Source organism: Neobacillus sp. B4I6, from assembly GCF_050434045.1.
Lineage (GTDB): Bacteria > Bacillota > Bacilli > Bacillales > Cytobacillaceae > Neobacillus.
The window spans coordinates 793,515-810,778 of the sequence record NZ_JBNPWB010000002.1; the positions used below are offsets into that span (position 1 = coordinate 793,515).

At 37.3% G+C, this 17,264-nt stretch carries 17 protein-coding genes and 1 other RNA gene; 9 read left to right on the forward strand and 9 right to left on the reverse strand.

The features are described from left to right. Positions 1-58: 58 nt before the first annotated feature. From QF028_RS05870 to QF028_RS05890, 5 genes are all read left to right on the forward strand, one after another. Entirely contained in the window at positions 59-616 is a 558-nt protein-coding gene (locus tag QF028_RS05870) for a DUF1273 domain-containing protein (RefSeq protein ID WP_214712116.1), read from the forward strand. Between the two features lie 146 nt (positions 617-762). Continuing rightward, on the forward strand, positions 763-1,065 hold the full coding sequence (gpsB, locus tag QF028_RS05875; protein ID WP_066257064.1) for a cell division regulator GpsB: 303 nt from the start codon (positions 763-765) through the stop codon (positions 1,063-1,065). A 79-nt stretch (positions 1,066-1,144) separates the two neighbouring features. Continuing rightward, positions 1,145-1,550, forward strand: an RNA gene (gene rnpB, locus QF028_RS05880) — RNase P RNA component class B. A gap of 172 nt (positions 1,551-1,722) precedes the next feature. Next, positions 1,723-2,877, forward strand: a complete 1,155-nt coding sequence (locus QF028_RS05885) for a THUMP domain-containing class I SAM-dependent RNA methyltransferase (protein ID WP_214997605.1) — start codon at positions 1,723-1,725, stop codon at positions 2,875-2,877. A 60-nt stretch (positions 2,878-2,937) separates the two neighbouring features. Next, positions 2,938-4,860 carry an ATP-dependent DNA helicase gene (locus QF028_RS05890; RefSeq protein WP_429464498.1) on the forward strand — a complete coding sequence of 641 codons (1,923 nt, stop codon included), beginning with the start codon at positions 2,938-2,940 and terminating at the stop codon, positions 4,858-4,860. A gap of 59 nt (positions 4,861-4,919) precedes the next feature. On the opposite strand, the gene QF028_RS05895 is transcribed toward QF028_RS05890, so the two are convergent. The 5 genes from QF028_RS05895 to QF028_RS05915 are packed head-to-tail and all read right to left on the reverse strand — an operon-like array spanning position 4,920 to position 7,692. Continuing rightward, a complete protein-coding gene (locus QF028_RS05895; RefSeq protein WP_429472195.1) occupies positions 4,920-5,219 on the reverse strand; it encodes a metal-sulfur cluster assembly factor in 300 nt (99 codons plus the stop codon). A gap of 13 nt (positions 5,220-5,232) precedes the next feature. Then, positions 5,233-6,477, reverse strand: coding sequence for a hypothetical protein (locus tag QF028_RS05900; RefSeq protein WP_429464499.1), 1,245 nt, complete (start codon positions 6,475-6,477; stop codon positions 5,233-5,235). A 14-nt stretch (positions 6,478-6,491) separates the two neighbouring features. Beyond that, a complete protein-coding gene (locus QF028_RS05905) occupies positions 6,492-6,698 on the reverse strand; it encodes a DUF2249 domain-containing protein (RefSeq protein WP_168244874.1) in 207 nt (68 codons plus the stop codon). A gap of 21 nt (positions 6,699-6,719) precedes the next feature. After that, complete coding sequence (locus QF028_RS05910; RefSeq protein ID WP_429464500.1) at positions 6,720-6,953, reverse strand: DUF2249 domain-containing protein; 234 nt, start codon at positions 6,951-6,953, stop codon at positions 6,720-6,722. Positions 6,954-6,999: 46 nt separating this feature from the next. Then, a complete protein-coding gene (locus QF028_RS05915) occupies positions 7,000-7,692 on the reverse strand; it encodes a Crp/Fnr family transcriptional regulator (protein WP_429464501.1) in 693 nt (230 codons plus the stop codon). 225 nt (positions 7,693-7,917) lie between these two features. Between QF028_RS05915 and QF028_RS05920 the strand changes: the two genes are divergently transcribed. After that, complete coding sequence (locus tag QF028_RS05920) at positions 7,918-10,281, forward strand: nitric-oxide reductase large subunit (RefSeq protein ID WP_429464502.1); 2,364 nt, start codon at positions 7,918-7,920, stop codon at positions 10,279-10,281. A 17-nt stretch (positions 10,282-10,298) separates the two neighbouring features. On the opposite strand, the gene QF028_RS05925 is transcribed toward QF028_RS05920, so the two are convergent. Next, complete coding sequence (locus QF028_RS05925) at positions 10,299-10,451, reverse strand: hypothetical protein (protein WP_429464503.1); 153 nt, start codon at positions 10,449-10,451, stop codon at positions 10,299-10,301. Between the two features lie 117 nt (positions 10,452-10,568). Between QF028_RS05925 and QF028_RS05930 the strand changes: the two genes are divergently transcribed. Both QF028_RS05930 and QF028_RS05935 read left to right on the forward strand, forming a co-directional pair. Beyond that, a complete protein-coding gene (locus tag QF028_RS05930; RefSeq protein WP_215010457.1) occupies positions 10,569-10,802 on the forward strand; it encodes a DUF2249 domain-containing protein in 234 nt (77 codons plus the stop codon). A 553-nt stretch (positions 10,803-11,355) separates the two neighbouring features. Further along, positions 11,356-12,879 carry a carboxypeptidase M32 gene (locus QF028_RS05935; RefSeq protein ID WP_429472198.1) on the forward strand — a complete coding sequence of 508 codons (1,524 nt, stop codon included), beginning with the start codon at positions 11,356-11,358 and terminating at the stop codon, positions 12,877-12,879. Between the two features lie 252 nt (positions 12,880-13,131). On the opposite strand, the gene QF028_RS05940 is transcribed toward QF028_RS05935, so the two are convergent. Genes QF028_RS05940 through QF028_RS05950 form a run of 3 tightly spaced genes read right to left on the reverse strand, consistent with a single transcriptional unit; the run spans position 13,132 to position 15,443 of the window. Next, positions 13,132-14,796, reverse strand: coding sequence for a b(o/a)3-type cytochrome-c oxidase subunit 1 (locus QF028_RS05940; RefSeq protein ID WP_429464504.1), 1,665 nt, complete (start codon positions 14,794-14,796; stop codon positions 13,132-13,134). Continuing rightward, on the reverse strand, positions 14,796-15,272 hold the full coding sequence (locus QF028_RS05945; protein ID WP_088088742.1) for a cytochrome c oxidase subunit II: 477 nt from the start codon (positions 15,270-15,272) through the stop codon (positions 14,796-14,798). Before QF028_RS05945 ends, QF028_RS05940 begins: the two co-directional genes overlap by 1 nt. A gap of 21 nt (positions 15,273-15,293) precedes the next feature. Continuing rightward, positions 15,294-15,443, reverse strand: coding sequence for a cytochrome c oxidase subunit 2A (locus tag QF028_RS05950; RefSeq protein ID WP_168244867.1), 150 nt, complete (start codon positions 15,441-15,443; stop codon positions 15,294-15,296). Between the two features lie 732 nt (positions 15,444-16,175). Here QF028_RS05950 and QF028_RS05955 point away from each other — a divergent pair. After that, the gene (locus tag QF028_RS05955; protein WP_429464505.1) at positions 16,176-17,264 is read left to right on the forward strand and encodes a type III polyketide synthase; all 1,089 of its coding nucleotides are present in this window, start codon (positions 16,176-16,178) and stop codon (positions 17,262-17,264) included.

Genomic DNA, 17,264 nt, shown 5'->3' on the forward strand with positions numbered 1-17,264 from the left:
GTTTCATTCAAATGTTTGTCCATTTAAAAAAAATTTCTTGGTGAGGAGAACATTCTTTATGAAAGTTCTGGCCATTTCAGGTTATAAACCCTATGAATTAGGAATTTTTAAAAATGACCATCCATCGGTATTATTTCTCAAGGCTGCTATTAAAAAATCACTTATTCCAATGATAGACGAAGGATTAGAGTGGGTGCTGATTAGTGGACAATTAGGTGTGGAACTGTGGGCTGCTGAGGTTGTATTTGAACTACAATTGGAATTTCCAGATCTAAAACTAGCAGTAATAACGCCTTTTTTAGATCAGCAAGCGTCTTGGAAGGAAAATAATCAGGAATGGTATGAGTCAGTCCTTGCACAAGCTGATTTCATTGATTCTGTTACAAAAAAGGGATATGAAAAGCCATGGCAATTTAGGCTGAAAAATCAATTTTTTGTAGAAAAAAGTGAGGGACTCCTCCTACTTTACGATCAGGAAAGGGATGGAAGCCCAAAATATCTATATGAAATGGCTCTTGAGTACCAAAAAAAACATCTATATCCGATTGAGCTAATTACATTTTATGATTTGCAGATGATTGTCGAGGAAGAACAAATGAAACTCGCTGACTTTTAACCTTATTAGTCATTTTTTTAAGTACAAATTCATATATTGAAATGATTTATCAAATCAAAAATTTAGCAAAACAAATGAAAATTGACAAAACTACATATTTTTGAAAAAATAATAGGTAGTGATTGGCGAATACTGAGGTGAATAGAATGCTGTCAGATAAAGTGAAATTAACAGCTAAGGATATTTTAGAAAAAGAGTTTAAGACTGGTGTACGCGGCTATAAACAAGAAGATGTTGATAAGTTTTTGGATTTAATCATTAAAGATTATGGAACATTTCATCAGGAGGTTGAAGATCTACAACAGGAAAATCTTCGGCTTCGGAAACAGCTTGAAGAAACTTCAAAAAGGCAGCCGGCAGCACAACCTGCGGGTACCACAAATTTTGATATCTTGAAACGATTATCCAATCTTGAAAAACATGTTTTTGGTAACAAGCTCTACGATTAACAGGATGTATTAAAATTTCCTAATAATAACCATTGAATTACCAGCGTGAAATACATATAATAAATTGTATTCATTAATAACGTTCGGGTAATCGCTGTAAGAAGCATTTGCATTCTTGCAGAGGAAAGTCCATGCTCGCACGAGCTGAGATGCTCGTAGTGTTCGTGCCTAGCGAATTCATAAGCTAGGGCAGCTGGGGCTAGCATCCAGTTGACGGCCGGGAAAATACCTAAGTCCTTTTGGGGATATGGTATGAATACCTATAAAAGTGCCACAGTGACGTAGCCTTTCCAGAAATGGAAAGGGTGGAACGGGTAAACCCCACGAGCGAGAAACCCAAATAATGGTAGGGGCACTTTCTCTGAGGAATTGAACAAGGAGAAGGACAGGTTCAAATCTGAGCCTGTAGATAGATGATTACCACCTAAGTACGAGACACACCCGTGTCGTTTGTAGTACACTGGTACAGAACATGGCTTACAGAACGTTATTAATGGGAAAGTATGCTGGATATTAAATGGCTCTCCTGATAAGGAGAGCTTTTTATTATTACGGGACATATTGCATTCGTTGTCGACTTTTTGTCAATAATGAAAGCGAATTAAGATTATTTTTATTAAACATAAACATACATACAAATGAATTAAGGGTGAAAAAATGGGAAATTATCAATTAATAGCTACGGCGGCAATGGGACTTGAAGCTTTAGTTGCCAAAGAAGTACGATCATTAGGATATGACTGTGAAGTTGAAAATGGCAAAGTCACCTACACTGGTGATGAATATGCGATAGCCCGCAGTAATTTATGGCTCCGAACAGCGGACAGAATTAAGATCAAGGTCGGAGAATTTAAGGCATATACCTTTGATGAATTATTCGAGAAAACCAAGGCACTCCCGTGGGAAAAATTCTTACCTGAAGACGCGGAATTTCCTGTGGTTGGTAAATCTGTAAAGTCAAAGCTCTTTAGTGTTTCTGATTGCCAGGCAATTGTTAAAAAAGCAGTGGTAGAACGAATGAAACAACATTATAAACGAAGTACCTGGTTTGAGGAAACCGGTGCTTATTTTCGCATCGAAGTCGCACTATTAAAAGATGTTGCTACGATCACCATTGACACTAGTGGTCAAGGGCTTCATAAACGCGGCTATCGTCTCGATCAGGGGGAGGCACCCCTAAAGGAAACACTTGCTGCTGCACTTGTCCTACTCACCAATTGGAAGGCAGACCGTCCTTTTATGGATCCTTTCTGCGGCTCGGGGACTATTCCCATTGAAGCGGCAATGATAGGGCAAAATATCGCTCCAGGTTTTAACAGAGAATTTGTTTCTGAGCGTTGGAATTGGTTTTCTGCAAAGGTTTGGGAGGACGCTAGAAATGAAGCAGAGGACCTTGCAAATTATGATCAACCATTAGACATATTAGGCACTGATATCGACCATAGAATGGTGAAGATTGCCCAAGAAAACGCCTTTGAAGCTGGATTCGCTGACTTAATTCATTTCAAGCAAATGCAGGTTAAAGATATTTCTACCAATAAACAGTACGGTGTCATAGTCGGAAATCCACCTTATGGTGAAAGACTAGGGGATAAAAAAGCGGTCGAACACATGTATAAAGAAATGGGTGAAGCATTCAATGCGCTTGATACATGGTCAATTTATATCCTGACTTCTAATGAACAGTTCGAACAATTTTATGGAAAGCCAGCGACTAGGAAGAGAAAGCTATTTAATGGCTTTATTCGTACTGACCTTTATCAATATTGGGGAAAGAAACCTCCTCGTCAAAATGAACTGAATCTAGAATAATCAATCGATTAATATACTTATGTTTGTGGTAACACATGAAAGTTTTTTGGGGAGGGTACTATGCAAAAACGCATGCCATTTGAGATTGCAAAAACTGAATCCTTTTATGATAAATTAGGTGAATGGATTGGTGACTTATTTTATGATATTTTGCCTGAAGCTGGATTCGAACTGAGAGATGAACAGATATTTATGGCTTTTCAACTTGAAAATGCCTACAAGGATAAAAAAGTAATGTTTGCAGAAGCAGGGGTTGGAACAGGGAAAACCATTGTATATTTGCTTTATGCGATTATGTATGCACGTTATACCAATCGTCCGGCTGTTATTGCTTGTGCGGATGAGACTTTAATTGAGCAGTTGGTTAAAAAAGAGGGAGATATCGCAAAGCTGGAGAAGATTCTTGGACTAGATATCGATGTCCGCTTGGCAAAATCGCGAGATCAATACCTGTGTTTAAAAAAGCTAGATCTGACCAGGAATACTGATTTTTCAGATGAAATTTCAGATATTTATGAAAAACTGCCTGATTTTGTTCATTCTGTTGGCTCCATGCAAACATTTGAAAGATATGGTGACAGAAGAGATTATCCAGCTTTATCAGATGAAAAATGGAGTGAACTTAATTGGGATGCTGTCCAAGATTGTTTTTCTTGTGAAAAGCGTCATCGCTGTGGGCTGACATTGCACCGTGATTATTATCGACATTCAGAGGATTTAATTATCTGTTCCCATGATTTTTATATGGAGCATATCTGGACAAAGGAATCAAGAAAGCGAGAAGGGCAGCTTCCGCTTTTACCTGAGCATTCTTCCGTTGTTTTTGATGAAGGGCATCTGCTTGAATATGCAGCGCAAAAAGCATTGAGCTATCGGTTTACTGATTATACATTAGAAACCCTGCTTACGAGGTTAATGGAAAATGAAGTACGTGAGAAGACCTTGTATACGATTGATGAGGCTTTATTAGATAACGAGGCATTTTTTGATGCGATTTCACAATTCTCCTCTCTTTCACAAGGTTCTGAAAAACAAATGATTACGAAGCATCCATTAGTATTAAAAACATGCAGAAAGTTACTTTCAACCCTTCAAGGATTAGAGGAGGAATTAGTGTTTGAAAGTGAGTTATATGTCATTAATGAGTACGATCTGAAAATTGTCGAGGAATATTTAGAGCAAATCACCTATTCGTTATCACTTTTTCTTCAGGAATTAAACGGAATCACTTGGTTCGAGGAAAAAGGGGGAGAACGCACACTGGTTATTATGCCTAAAATGGTCGAGGAAGTAATGCGGGAAGAAGTTTTCACTCAGAAAAAGCCGTTTATTTTCTCATCTGCGACGCTAGCAAATCAAAAGTCGTTCGACTATATTGCTTCTAGTATTGGCGTTGATGACTACTTATCTTTTTCAGTGACATCTCCTTTTGATTATGATGATAGGATGGAGCTTTACCTTCCAAAATTTAAAGATGCTGATATTGAAGGGAAATTAGAATATATTTTAGAGGAAATTCGCAAATCAGAGGGACGCGCATTAGTTCTATTAAATAATAAAGAGGAATTGGCACAACTAAAGAAAAAGCTATTAGGAGCAGTCCCGTATCCAGTTTATTTTGAAGGCGATGAAGAAATAAGCACACTTGTTTCTAAATTTCAGAATGAAGAACATGCGATACTTTGTTCACTTCATCTATGGGAAGGTCTTGATATTCCGGGTAGATCACTTGAAAATGTCTTGATATTTTCACTTCCTTTTCCACCTAATGATCCTGTCTTTACCGCAAAAAAGGCCGGTGTAGATAACCCATTTACGGAAGTTGACTTGCCGTATATGCTTCTCCGCTTACGTCAAGGCGTTGGCCGCTTGATCAGGAGTGAAAAGGATCAAGGAACGGTTCATATTTTAATTGATGAAGATATCGACACAATTGTCTTACAGAAAATTAAAGAAGTATTGCCAACAGAGGCTAAAGATTGATAAGCATGAAGAATAAACAAAAGCGGAAGGACCCATTGAGGGTTCTTCCGCTTTGTATTTTATCTACCTAATAATCGTAGGCCTTCAGGTGTCATTTTTTCTGGTGACCAGGCCGGCTCCCAGACAAGATTTACTTCAACTTTTTTAGTTTCTTCCATTCCTTCCACACAATAACGTACCCCGCTGGTTATGCTGTCATGGAGTGGGCAGCCGGGTGTTGTTAACGTCATGGTAATAGTAACATCAGCGGTTTCTGTTACTTCTACATTATAAATTAAGCCTAGGTCAACGACATTTATATTTAATTCAGGATCGTAAACACTCTTTAACCCAGTTAGGATCTTTTCTTTTATATTCATCATAAACACCTCACTATTTTTTTAAAACGCTTAGGATATTAATTGCAATGATAATAAAAACAATCGAAAGTACGGACTGTCCAACATTAAAGAGAATAGCAATATGAAAAGCTAGAGCGCAAAAAACTATCAGTATAGCGACGATAAATAAAGAAAATAACGGCATAACCATTTTTTCATTCATCATCTCTTTTAATGAAGGGACCTTATTTTTCCCGATTTCCTTACTGTATTTGTAAGTCCACCAAAGGAATGGAACTATTTTATATAAATAACTAACAATACTTAGGACAATCCAAAGTAATAAATAGGCGTAGATAAGCGGACCAGTAAAAGTGTTAACATCATGATTCCAAAGCATAATAAAAGCTGCAAAATGAATTACATTTCCAAATCCAATAGCCACTAGTGTAAACGTAAAAGGTTTATCTAATGTTTTCTTCAATCTTTTTTTGATGATTATTCTGATATGCAAGCTGAAAATGGAAAATCCTATTAAAAGCAGCAAGCAACCAATTTTCAAAAGGGTATTGTTATTAGTAAAGAAGGAAACCAGCGATACGACAAGACCAGAAAGGTAAGAAACATAAACATACTTAGCTTGAATCATCGGAAAACCATGAGATAGAGAAAACATTGGCACCATCTTATATGAAAATCCAAAAATTAACAATGTAAACCAACCAGTAACTCCCATTAATAAATGGGCTTTAAAGATCGATTGATAATATTCACCGGCAAATCCTGTTTTTAAGCAATAAATCAATGTAATCCCTAAAGAAATCGTAATAAATAAACAAACAAGGGACGAACCTACGAAAGCGGTAAGAATAGTTGGTTTTGCTTGTTTTTTTAGTGTCATAAACATTTGGAATAAAAACATTAAGATGCCGAGTAAAGTAAGGACACCAGGAATCATTGCATTTTGTGGTGACCAATATAACATTGCTGAAAATGATGTTATACCAATCGCAGTAAGAAAAAATTGTATAAAACCAAATCTTTCATTCCATATTTTAGTTAGGAATGCAACAGGTACAAGCTGATACATCGCTCCCATTGCTGCCATTAATGCCCACCCTATAATTAATAAATGGGCTGAAGACCAAATTACTGGGATTCTAAAGCTCCCATCCGCCATCAATTGACCATTTACTAAAAGAAGAATTTGCGAAAACACCAAGGCAATTAAACTAAACAAGATAAATGAAAATGGAAGCTTAATATTCGTTTCACTTCCCATATTTTGAGGAAGCATGACATTTCACCCTCTTACCGGAAGATTTCAATTTTAAAACTTCCGTCATTTTGTTGTTCTGTACGCTGCTGATAGCCTAATTCTTCTAATTGCTCATAAAGGAACATCGGCCTGCGGTCATTAATTATTGTCAAAACCTCATTTTCCCCAAGGGTTTCCAAGGCGGCCAAGGTTCTCATCATTGGCTGTGGGGGTTCTAAACCTCGATTATCCAAAATCATGAATATTCCCCCCTTCTTCCATTACGCTTTCTTTGTGAAAGTTACTTTCCAATGTTTACTCTCAATTTCTTCTTCTTCATGAGTAAAGCCTTTTGCTTTTAAAACCGCGAATAGTGGTACTGGTTTAAAGGGGGCATGAAGGATAAATATATCATTATCCTTTACTTCCTTAATAGCCTCCATTATTTTTTGAAAGGGTTCAATTTTATAATTTAAATCCTCGCGTACATCAAGTTCGATAATTCGTTGTTCCATCGTAGTTACAACTCCTCTTATATTTTATAAATCAAAGCCTGCTAAATTAATAGAATAATTCCCGCTGAAGTGCTTCCCTGTTAATTAGATAAAAACCATCCTCATTCAAGGCAACATAGTCTTTCTTTTTCACATGATTGATCGTCCTACTGACAGTTTCTCTTGAAGTGCCAATCATATTGGCTAATTCGCGATTGGTGAACTGCGTTGTTAGCTTATAGCGCTCGCCAACCATCTCGCCATTTGATTTACAGAGCCTAATTAGTAGTAAAATTATTTGTTCAAAAGTATTATGGAGAACTTGTGCTTCTAATCTTCCCTGTAAATCTACTATTTTTTCTCCTAATACTTTGAATAACTTGATGCAAAGCTCTGGATAGGATATAAGTATTTCTTCAAACTTATCTATTGGAATAACAATCAGATTTGTATCTTCCATCACTTCCGCATGAGCTGGGAAATTTCCTTTTCTGAAAAATCCTGCATGGGGAAACATTTCACCAGGTTCAAGCACGGAAATTAGTTGTTCTTTCCCTGATTGGTCTGTTTTACAGATCTTTATTTTTCCACTATGAATAAAGAAAACTCGGTCAAGTGGATCGTCCTGCATAAAAATATACATCTTATGTTTATAAAAACGAGTTTGTGCAATCTTCACGATGGGCTCTAATTCTTCTGTCGATAATTCTTTGAAGATTGGGACCTCAGATAATCTTTTTACTATGTCCTCTTGCTTCATTAACATCACCTTCGTATTAGTAATTCTGTTTGACTAAATTGTAGCAGTGTTTTCACTGTAATTATGTGACCTCCGTCATAGATAACTCGTTTTTATGAAAATAATTCTCAGTCGGAACTGTAGTGTGGGAAATATCACAGGAGTACGATGAGTTGCTTCACTGTGTGACGGTCTTGTGAAAGTTACAATACGATTTGTGACAAACTATGAAAGGGTGAATTTGGAATGGAAATACAACGGGGAACACCAACAAAAAAAGTGGTGAAGACAAATAAAAATGCAATGCTTAAATCAATATTAGTTATAACCATTTTACTGAACTTCACGGTATTACTAGTAGGTGGCTATTGGATCTTTAAAGAGCAGGCACCAAGACCTGTAGAAGTTACCAATGAAAAGGGTGACGTTTTATTTACAAAAGATACAATTATGGGCGGACAGGCCGTTTTTCAAAAGTACGGTTTAATGGATTATGGTACCGTTTTAGGTCACGGTTCTTATATGGGTCCCGATTATACAGCGGAAGCTTTAAAGCTCTATACTGAAGGAATGCAAGATTTTAAAGCAAATGCTGAATTCGGTAAAAATTATGCTTCATTAAATGAAGATCAAAAATCTGTTATAAAAAATAAAGTAATAAAAGAAATGCGTAAAAATCGTTATGATAGCAATAGCGATACAATGAAACTAACAAATGCTCAAGCGTATGGACTTGAAAAAGTAAGAGAGTACTATAAAAAGATATTTACTAAAGGCGACGGTTGGGGGTTAAAGGCAAACCTTATTAAAGAAGGGGATATGCCTAAAGACGATCGAGCTTATGTTGCAAAAGGGGATCAAATCACCCAAATATCTGATTTCTTTTTCTGGACTGCATGGCTTTCAAGTACAGTCCGTGAAGGTGATAAAATCACGTATACTAATAATTGGCCTTACTATGAAGACGCAGGAAACCAATTATCCTTTTCTGCTATTTGGTGGAGCGGTGCTAGCATAACATTATTTGTATTAATGGTTGGAGTTATCCTATTTGTTTTCTACCGTTATCAATTTGGTATGCAGGAAGCCTATAAAGAAGGTAATTTCCCACGAATTGATTTACGGAAAGTACCGGTGACGAGCTCTCAGGTGAAAACAGGAAAATACTTCGTCATTGTGGCAGCATTATTCTTTGTCCAGTGTATGTTTGGGGCGTTACTAGCTCACTATTATATTGAACCTGATAGTTTCTTTGGTATGAAGTGGATTCACGATATTCTTCCATTTAATATTACAAAAGGTTACCACCTACAGCTTGCTATCTTCTGGATCGCTACGGCATGGCTTGGAATGGGAATATATGTAGCGCCGCTAGTTGGAGGTTATGAGCCTAAGAAACAAGGGTTATTAGTAGATATTTTATTCTGGGCACTGGTTGTCCTTGTTGTCGGAAGTATGATCGGAGAATGGCTAGGTGCAAATGGCTACTTAGGAAACAACTGGTTCTTATTTGGTCATACTGGCTGGGAGTACATTGAGCTTGGACGTATCTGGCAGCTTATTTTGATTGTCGGTATGCTAATTTGGCTGTTTATTGTTTATAGAGGTGTCAGGGCTGGTCTGAAGAGAGAGAATGATAAAGGCGGACTTATTCACCTATTATTCTACTCAGCAATCGCGGTACCAGCATTCTATATCTTTGCCTTGTTTATCAACCCAGGTACAAGCTTCACATTTGCAGATTACTGGCGCTGGTGGATTATTCACTTATGGGTAGAAGGTATTTTTGAGGTTTTTGCGGTTGTTGTTATTGGTTTCTTATTGGTTCAACTCGGTCTTGTAACGAAAAAATCTACAGTAAGACAACTTTATTTCCAATTGATCCTGCTCTTAGGCAGTGGGGTAATTGGAATCGGTCACCACTACTACTATAATGGTTCAGCAGAAGTTTGGCTGGCTCTTGGAGCTGTATTCTCAGCATTAGAAGTAATTCCGTTAACATTGTTAATCCTTGAAGCATATGAGCAATATAAGATGATGCGAGAGGGTGGAGTAGATTTTCCTTACAAAGGAACGTTCTGGTTCTTAATCTCTGTTGCTATTTGGAACTTAGTTGGCGCAGGTGTGCTTGGATTTTTAATTAACTTACCAGCAGTCAGCTATTTTGAACACGGACAATTCTTAACACCTGCTCACGGTCATGGATCCATGATGGGTGTGTACGGAATGTTTGCATGTGCAGTATTACTTTACTCATTGAGAAACATTGTAAAACCAGAGGCATGGAATGATAAGTGGATTAAATTTAGCTGTATCATGTTAAACGTTGGACTTGCAGGAATGGTTTTCCTATCCTTGCTTCCTGTTGGTTTCATCCAAATCAAAGAAGCCTTTAATCATGGTTATGCTGCTTCTCGTTCAGCATCATTCCTACAAAAGGATATTGTTGAAACATTATTAACATGGCGTGCGGTGCCTGACACCATTTTCTTAATCGGAGTGGTAGTATTATTGTTATTCTGTACTAAAGCAATCTTTAATTTACGGAAGCCAACCCACAAAGAAGGAGAAAAACTTCCTGTTATAGATCTTTCAATTGACGAAGATTAATAGAAAATCCGCAAAGGTCAGCTTTGCGGATTTTCTTTGTTCAAAATCAATGTTTCGTGGCATTCAAAACAATAAATCTCTTTCTCCTCGGTATGGATACCGTTAAAGAAGCCATCTAAGCAATAAATTTCTTTACTGCAGGAGTTACACTTTCCAATTAGTTCCTTCATAGGTCATACCCCCTGTATTAACAAAATCATCTTATTGGTGTGATACCACTCACTAAGTTTTAGACCAAGTTTCCTTATAATAAAAAAGAAGTTAACAAACTAATGGGAGTGATAATAATGCAAACTTACGCAAAAGTCATTAATGTACCAGATTTTCCACCACGTGAAAAACATCCAACAATCTTTGGCGGATTTGACGGTTTAGCATCAGGTGAGACAATGATGATTGTAAATGACCATGACCCTAGACCACTATTATATCAATTCATGATGGAAAGACCTGAGCAATTCTCTTGGGAGTACCTTGAGGAAGGTCCAGAAACATGGAGAGTAGCCATTGCTAAGAAGTAATCGGTGAAAAAAGTGACTTCTTAACAATCCCAGTTTTTTAACCATTTCGTAGTGCTTTATTTAGTTCTTTTCCATCTAACATCCTCTTTTCCTTATAAATTTATTTTACAACAGAAATTCATTCTGTTGTCAGGCTGTCGAGAAACTTTCGACAGCCTTTTATTTTCTACAATAACTTTAACCATTCACCGCGTTAATTTATTATAATATTATTAATATATAGGCTTTGCAACATGTCTGTTGATTTTCGCTCCAGGCACTTCGCTTTCCGCGGGCGTGCCGGGGAGCCTCCTCGGCGCTAGCGCCTGCGGGGTCTCCCCAGCCCCGTCCTCCCGCAGGAGTCTGCGTACCTTCCGCGGAAATCAACAGGCCCATTAGCAGGTACAATGAATAATTAAATGCTGAGAATAAAAAATTGCCGAGAAAAATACCCTTTCTCGACAATCTGACAACAGAAATTCATTCTGTTGTTTTTTTTATTCACTTGTGAACAGTATTTTGCATACTTTTCAGAATAATGTGTTAAAATTTTAATGGGAATTAAAAGGGGGGGATTGCTTTGAAATATGAACTATTAGAAAAAGAATTTCTAGATTATGTGAAAAAGATGTCTGCCTACAACGAAGCACTTGGATTAGTTTATTGGGATCTAAGAACTGGGGCCCCGAAGCAAGGGGTGGAACAACGGTCCGAGGTAATTGGGATGTTATCGTCCGAAGTATTTAAAATGTCTACTTCTGAAGAGATGGCAGCATACATAGCTAATTTATCAAAACAATCACTGTCAGAAAAGACACGCAAAATCCTCGAAGAATGTAAAAAAGAATATGAAAGAAATAAAAAAATCCCAGCTGAAGAATACAAGGAATTTGTGATTCTCCAGTCAAAGGCAGAGAGTGTGTGGGAGGAGGCGAAGGGAAATTCGGATTTTGCCTTATTTAGTCCTTACATAGAAAAGCTTGTCGCGATGACAAAAAAGTTTATCACTTATTGGGGTCATGAAGATAATAAATATGATGTGTTATTAGATATGTACGAACCTGGCATCACAATGAAAGTTTTAGATCAAGTATTTGGTGAATTAAGAGATAAAATAGTTCCTTTGGTTAAACAAATTTCAAAATCTTCACATAAACCAAAAACGGATTTTCTATTTGAAAAATTTCCAAAGGAAAAACAACGTGAATTTAGTTTGAAGATCCTTGACAAAATAGGTTATAACTTTCAAGCAGGAAGACTGGATGAAACCGTTCATCCTTTTGCAATTGGGTTAAATCCTGGCGATGTCCGCGTTACCACCAAATATGACGAATACGACTTTCGGACAGCAGTTTTTGGTACGATTCATGAAGGCGGTCATGCTTTATATGAACAGAATGTTTCAAAAGACTTGATTGGGACTCCTCTTTGTTCAGGAACATCAACTGGAATTCACGAATCTCAGTCTCTTTTTTATGAGAACATCCTTGGACGAAGTTTACCATTTTGGAAAAATAACTACGATCTTTTAAAAGAGTATGCAAATGGTCAATTTGACCAAGTGGAAATTGAAGATTTCTACCGCGCTATAAACGAATCTAAACCCTCATTTATTAGAATTGAAGCAGATGAATTAACATACCCGCTTCATGTTATTATCCGCTATGAAATTGAAAAAGGCTTATTCAATGATGAGATCGATGTGAAGGATTTACCGACTATTTGGAATGACAAGTACGAAGAATACTTAGGAATTCGTCCTGAAAATGATGCACAGGGAGTTCTTCAAGATGTCCATTGGGCAGGAGGCAGCTTTGGTTATTTTCCATCTTATGCCTTAGGCTACATGTATGCAGCACAATTTAAGCATAAAATGATGGATAATCTTCCAAATTTTGATCAATTAGTCGAAGACGGTACCATTCTGCCGATAAAAGAATGGCTGACCGAAAATATCCACCAATATGGAAAAATGAAAAAACCGTTTGAAATCTTACAGGATGTTACAGGAGAAGGCCTAAATCCTAAATATTTAATTGATTATCTTTATGAGAAATATAGAAAGATTTATTTGTTAAATAAAAAAGGCTCATTGTGATTAAAGCAATGTAACAATGATACAAAAAGGCTTCAATCGATGAGATTGAAGCCTTTTCCTACAAGATAAGAAAATATAAGTTTTTGAACTTAGATAACTGTCTAGCTCCAGCGCCCAGCGGCGTATGGACTTCGCCCTTTTCCCTACGATAAGTCAAGCACGAATGCGCTAGCGCTCTCCGTGTTTCCTTTATCTCAGTCAAAGTGCTCCAGTCCATACGCCGCTAATCGGGCGCTTGCGCTTTTCTTATTACTATTTACTCCAAGTCTGAAATCCTTTTGAACCTGGAGGGGCATTTTGAATAATATCGATAAACGGAATCGTGTAAGCAAAAAGAATAAGGGCTGCTGCAATTCCAAGCCACAATTTCCAGTTTTCAAATACCATTGGTGCTTTTTCTTCAAGATTTTCTGCAACAGCAACAGGGAATTCTTCTTCCCCTTTTGGAGCAAAGAAGGCAAGATTGATAAATATGATAATTACCAGAATAATTCCTAGGAATAAAATAGTCCCGCCGACTGCTTGAGCGATTTGATAAGGAATCCATTCTGCTGCTTGCTTTGCCCCGCCGTATGTAGAGAAAGCGGAACGTCTTGGACCGCCAAGGAGACCTTGGAAGTGCATTGCACCTGACATGAATGCCATTCCAATAAACCAAACCCATGCTTGGATTATTCCTAATTTATTCATTGCCTTTGTCAATTTACGTCCAGTTAAATGTGGTACCAACCAATAGGAGATTCCAAAGAACGTTAATACAACCGATGTTGCAGCAGTTAAATGGAAGTGACCTGTCACCCAAATAGTATTATGAACTACCTGGTCCATTTGGTTGGATGCATTGATAATACCGCCAGCTCCAGCAGGAATAAATGATGCCATACCAATAAATGGAACTGTGAAACGAGCATCTCCCCATGGCAGAACCTTAAACCAGCCAAACAGTCCTTTTGCTCCTTTTGAGCGACCATATCTCTCGAAGGTTGCGAAAAGAGAGAAGGCAGTCATTAACGATGGAATAATAACCATGAATGTTAAGATAACCTGTAAGAACTTCCAGGCAGGGTCAATACCTGGCTCTGTTAATTGATGGTGAAAACCAACCGGAATCGAGAATAGCAGGAACAAAATAAATGACAAACGTGCTAATGAATCAGAGAAAATTTTCCCACCAATAATTTTCGGGATAATTGCATACCAACACATATATGCAGGCAATAACCAGAAATAAACAAGTGGATGCCCAAAATACCAGAATAAAGTCCGACTTACTAACACATCAACAGTATCAACTAATCCAAGCGACCAAGGAAGTAATTGGAATAATACGGTTGCTGCAACTCCAAGAGTAGCGATAATCCACATGACTGTATTTATAATAGCCATAAAGCTTAATAACGGACTTGGCTGTCCAGGATTATTCTTCCTCCATTTTGCATAGGTCATGATTTGTGAGGCACCATCAATCCAGCTTCCTATAACGACGAAGGTTAAGCCTAAGTAAAATATCCAATGGGCTTTAAGTGGTGCATAAAAAGTGTAAAGTACGGATGCTTCCTTAAGTAAAACCATGGTAGCCGCCATTAAGGTACCGACTAACATGATCCAAAAACCGATCCAGCCAGTGCGGCGAGCAGCATTTGAATGCCCGCCAGTTGTTCTGCTTACAGCAGCATACTGAAATCCCATAATAAAAAATGTCGTTAAAACCAATCCCATTAAAACACCATGGACGGTTAAGATTTGGTAGTAATCAATTCCCCATGGAAGTTCCCATTTACCAGAACGGACAAGGGTTTGTAATAGCCCCATTAAACCACCAAGTGCAAGTGCAGAGAAGGCAACAAAAAAGTGGGCCATTGAAAGCTTTGCATCACGAGGATCAACTTTTACTTTTGCTGCTGTCGAGTTAGCCATTATTTTACCACCTCAATCATCGAACTCATTAAATGGTGCCCAGCACCACAATATTCATTACAAACAATTAAATATTCACCAGCTTTATCAAACGTGGTTGTATATTCGCTGACATAACCAGGTTCAAGCATCATGTTAATATTTGTTCCAGCTACTTCAAACCCGTGGACAACATCTTTGGTTGTAGCAATAACTTTTACCTTTGCCCCAACTGGTACTTCCACTTTCACTGGATTATAGGAGAACGCTGCAGCTACATATACTAATTCATAGTCCCAATCTTTACCTTCAACCTTATGTAATCCTGGTTTATCAAATGGTTTTGTTTGATCGACCTTATCCACATTAATTGTAGTTAAACAACTTGGCGGCTTGTTACCAAGATAGAATGCGCTTACACCCACAACTGTCAAAAATACTACCAGTGCACTAATTCCGAAAGTTAGCCAAATCTTCTCGAACTTATGCATATGCATAATTCTTTCCCCCTTCAATTATTAAAAGCGTTCAACAAATAGGTAATAGACACTTACCCAAGTGACAACAATAAAAGCTCCCAAAAAGAAAACGGACGCTAATGTCCCTTTAAGAGAAGAGCTGTCTTCGATTTCTGTTTTTTGGTTTGTTTTAAGTTCCGCCTTCGCCATCCCCCTGCACTCCCTTCAGAGTAGTTAAAATAAATGATTAGTTCTCTTTCATAATACAAAACAATTGTGAAGAAAAAATATCAAAATTAGCAGTTCACAAAATGTTCATTCCTAAGATATCTACTATGTTAATATTATAAAATTGATGTAACAGTGATTTATATCACAATTGCCAGGGGGTATTTGTGACTAAAATGTGAACTATCACACTTTACCTGTGATAAAAGTAATTGAATAATCATTCACACACGAAATTAACCACCCTTTTTGAAATAAATGTCACACTTTGGAATCCTATAAATATGATATTAAGAAATTCATATTTTCCTTCAGAAAAGAGTGTGTTTTTGTGGAAAAATATTATTGTGATAATTGCCGCCTTTTGTATGACCAGGTAGAAATCTGTAAAATCTGCGGAACATTAGTAAAAAATAAAATTAAAATTGAAGTTCAAAAACAACCCGATAAAAAATAAGTTAAAAAAACATTTATAAGCATTTTTCTTGCTGTTTATTAAGAACTTCTGAACTGGAAATCATTAGTTAATGAATGAAATCAGTATCCATTATATAATTTAAGAGCACAGCAACAACCTTCAAAACGTTTGCTTCCCAGAGTGGAAACTTTTGGTTTCCTCTTCATATAGGGAAGCTTTTTTTGCTTTCTGAAACTCTTGAATAAAAACCTTTAAACTGGAAAAAATACCCTTACATAGATTGAAGGAGAAAAAACATGCCTACAATTATTTCAGTTTCAGAGGTTATTCCCCCTTTTGAAGTTAACCAAAATCAAGCTTTGGAGTTTGCACGAGAGCTTTTCTCAGATTCCTTTAAGGATATTGAAAGACTTTTACGAGCTTTTCAAAATGGACAAATTGAAAAAAGACATTTTGTTAAAAATCTCGATTGGTTTAAAGAAGACCATACTTTTGAAGAAAAAAATTCTGCATATATTGAATCTGCGGTGACACTTGGAAAAGAAGCAATCGAGAAGTGTTTAAATAATAAGGATTACTTAAAGCGAAATATTAATTATCAAGAAATTGACATCATTTTTTATATTTCAACCACGGGGATGGCCACACCTAGTATCGAAGCTAGAATCATGAATCTCCTCCCGTTTAATTCACACACTAAGAGGGTACCTATTTGGGGACTTGGCTGTGCAGGCGGTGCTGCTGGTCTATCGAGAGCCTATGAATATTGTCTTGCCTTTCCAAAAGCAAAGGCCCTAGTACTCTCAGTTGAGCTTTGCAGCCTAACGTTTCAGCGCAACGATCTTTCGAAAAGTAATTTAATCGGAACTTCTTTGTTTGCCGATGGTGTAGCCTGTGCCTTGGTTTGTGGTGATGATTCATACTCTTCAGATTTCAGGAAGAAGCCGACTTCCCCCTCCATCATTGCTACACAGTCCACTCTTATGCCGAACTCTTTAGATGTGATGGGCTGGGCTATTAGGAGCACGGGGCTGTTTGTTGTATTTTCTCGAGATATCCCCCAGATCATAGAGGATTGGTTAAAGCCGAATGTAAGTGGATTTTTAGGTGAACATCAAATCAATCTTGAACAAATTGACTATTTTATTGCTCATCCGGGTGGGAAAAAAGTGATAGATGCCTATGTAAAATCATTAGAGTTACCTCCATCCATGACTGACGTTTCACTTGAAGTGTTAAAACAATTTGGGAATATGTCTTCAACAACGATATTTTATGTGCTGAAACGTTACATGGAGATGAATATTCCTCAGGATGCTTTAGGACTTGGTACCGCGCTTGGACCTGGTTTCAGTTCCGAACTGCTTTTATTTAGGTGGGAGTAA

What these genes read in the sequence shown, in the direction of transcription:
- QF028_RS05870 (WP_214712116.1), top strand. Translation starts at nt 59, where the DNA reads ATGAAAGTTCTGGCCATTTCAGGTTATAAACCCTATGAATTAGGAATT.
- gpsB (WP_066257064.1), top strand. Translation starts at nt 763, where the DNA reads ATGCTGTCAGATAAAGTGAAATTAACAGCTAAGGATATTTTAGAAAAA.
- QF028_RS05885 (WP_214997605.1), top strand. Translation starts at nt 1,723, where the DNA reads ATGGGAAATTATCAATTAATAGCTACGGCGGCAATGGGACTTGAAGCT.
- QF028_RS05890 (WP_429464498.1), top strand. Translation starts at nt 2,938, where the DNA reads ATGCAAAAACGCATGCCATTTGAGATTGCAAAAACTGAATCCTTTTAT.
- QF028_RS05895 (WP_429472195.1), bottom strand. Translation starts at nt 5,219, where the DNA reads ATGAATATAAAAGAAAAGATCCTAACTGGGTTAAAGAGTGTTTACGAT.
- QF028_RS05900 (WP_429464499.1), bottom strand. Translation starts at nt 6,477, where the DNA reads ATGCTTCCTCAAAATATGGGAAGTGAAACGAATATTAAGCTTCCATTT.
- QF028_RS05905 (WP_168244874.1), bottom strand. Translation starts at nt 6,698, where the DNA reads ATGATTTTGGATAATCGAGGTTTAGAACCCCCACAGCCAATGATGAGA.
- QF028_RS05910 (WP_429464500.1), bottom strand. Translation starts at nt 6,953, where the DNA reads ATGGAACAACGAATTATCGAACTTGATGTACGCGAGGATTTAAATTAT.
- QF028_RS05915 (WP_429464501.1), bottom strand. Translation starts at nt 7,692, where the DNA reads ATGAAGCAAGAGGACATAGTAAAAAGATTATCTGAGGTCCCAATCTTC.
- QF028_RS05920 (WP_429464502.1), top strand. Translation starts at nt 7,918, where the DNA reads ATGGAAATACAACGGGGAACACCAACAAAAAAAGTGGTGAAGACAAAT.
- QF028_RS05925 (WP_429464503.1), bottom strand. Translation starts at nt 10,451, where the DNA reads ATGAAGGAACTAATTGGAAAGTGTAACTCCTGCAGTAAAGAAATTTAT.
- QF028_RS05930 (WP_215010457.1), top strand. Translation starts at nt 10,569, where the DNA reads ATGCAAACTTACGCAAAAGTCATTAATGTACCAGATTTTCCACCACGT.
- QF028_RS05940 (WP_429464504.1), bottom strand. Translation starts at nt 14,796, where the DNA reads ATGGCTAACTCGACAGCAGCAAAAGTAAAAGTTGATCCTCGTGATGCA.
- QF028_RS05945 (WP_088088742.1), bottom strand. Translation starts at nt 15,272, where the DNA reads ATGCATATGCATAAGTTCGAGAAGATTTGGCTAACTTTCGGAATTAGT.
- QF028_RS05950 (WP_168244867.1), bottom strand. Translation starts at nt 15,443, where the DNA reads ATGGCGAAGGCGGAACTTAAAACAAACCAAAAAACAGAAATCGAAGAC.
- QF028_RS05955 (WP_429464505.1), top strand. Translation starts at nt 16,176, where the DNA reads ATGCCTACAATTATTTCAGTTTCAGAGGTTATTCCCCCTTTTGAAGTT.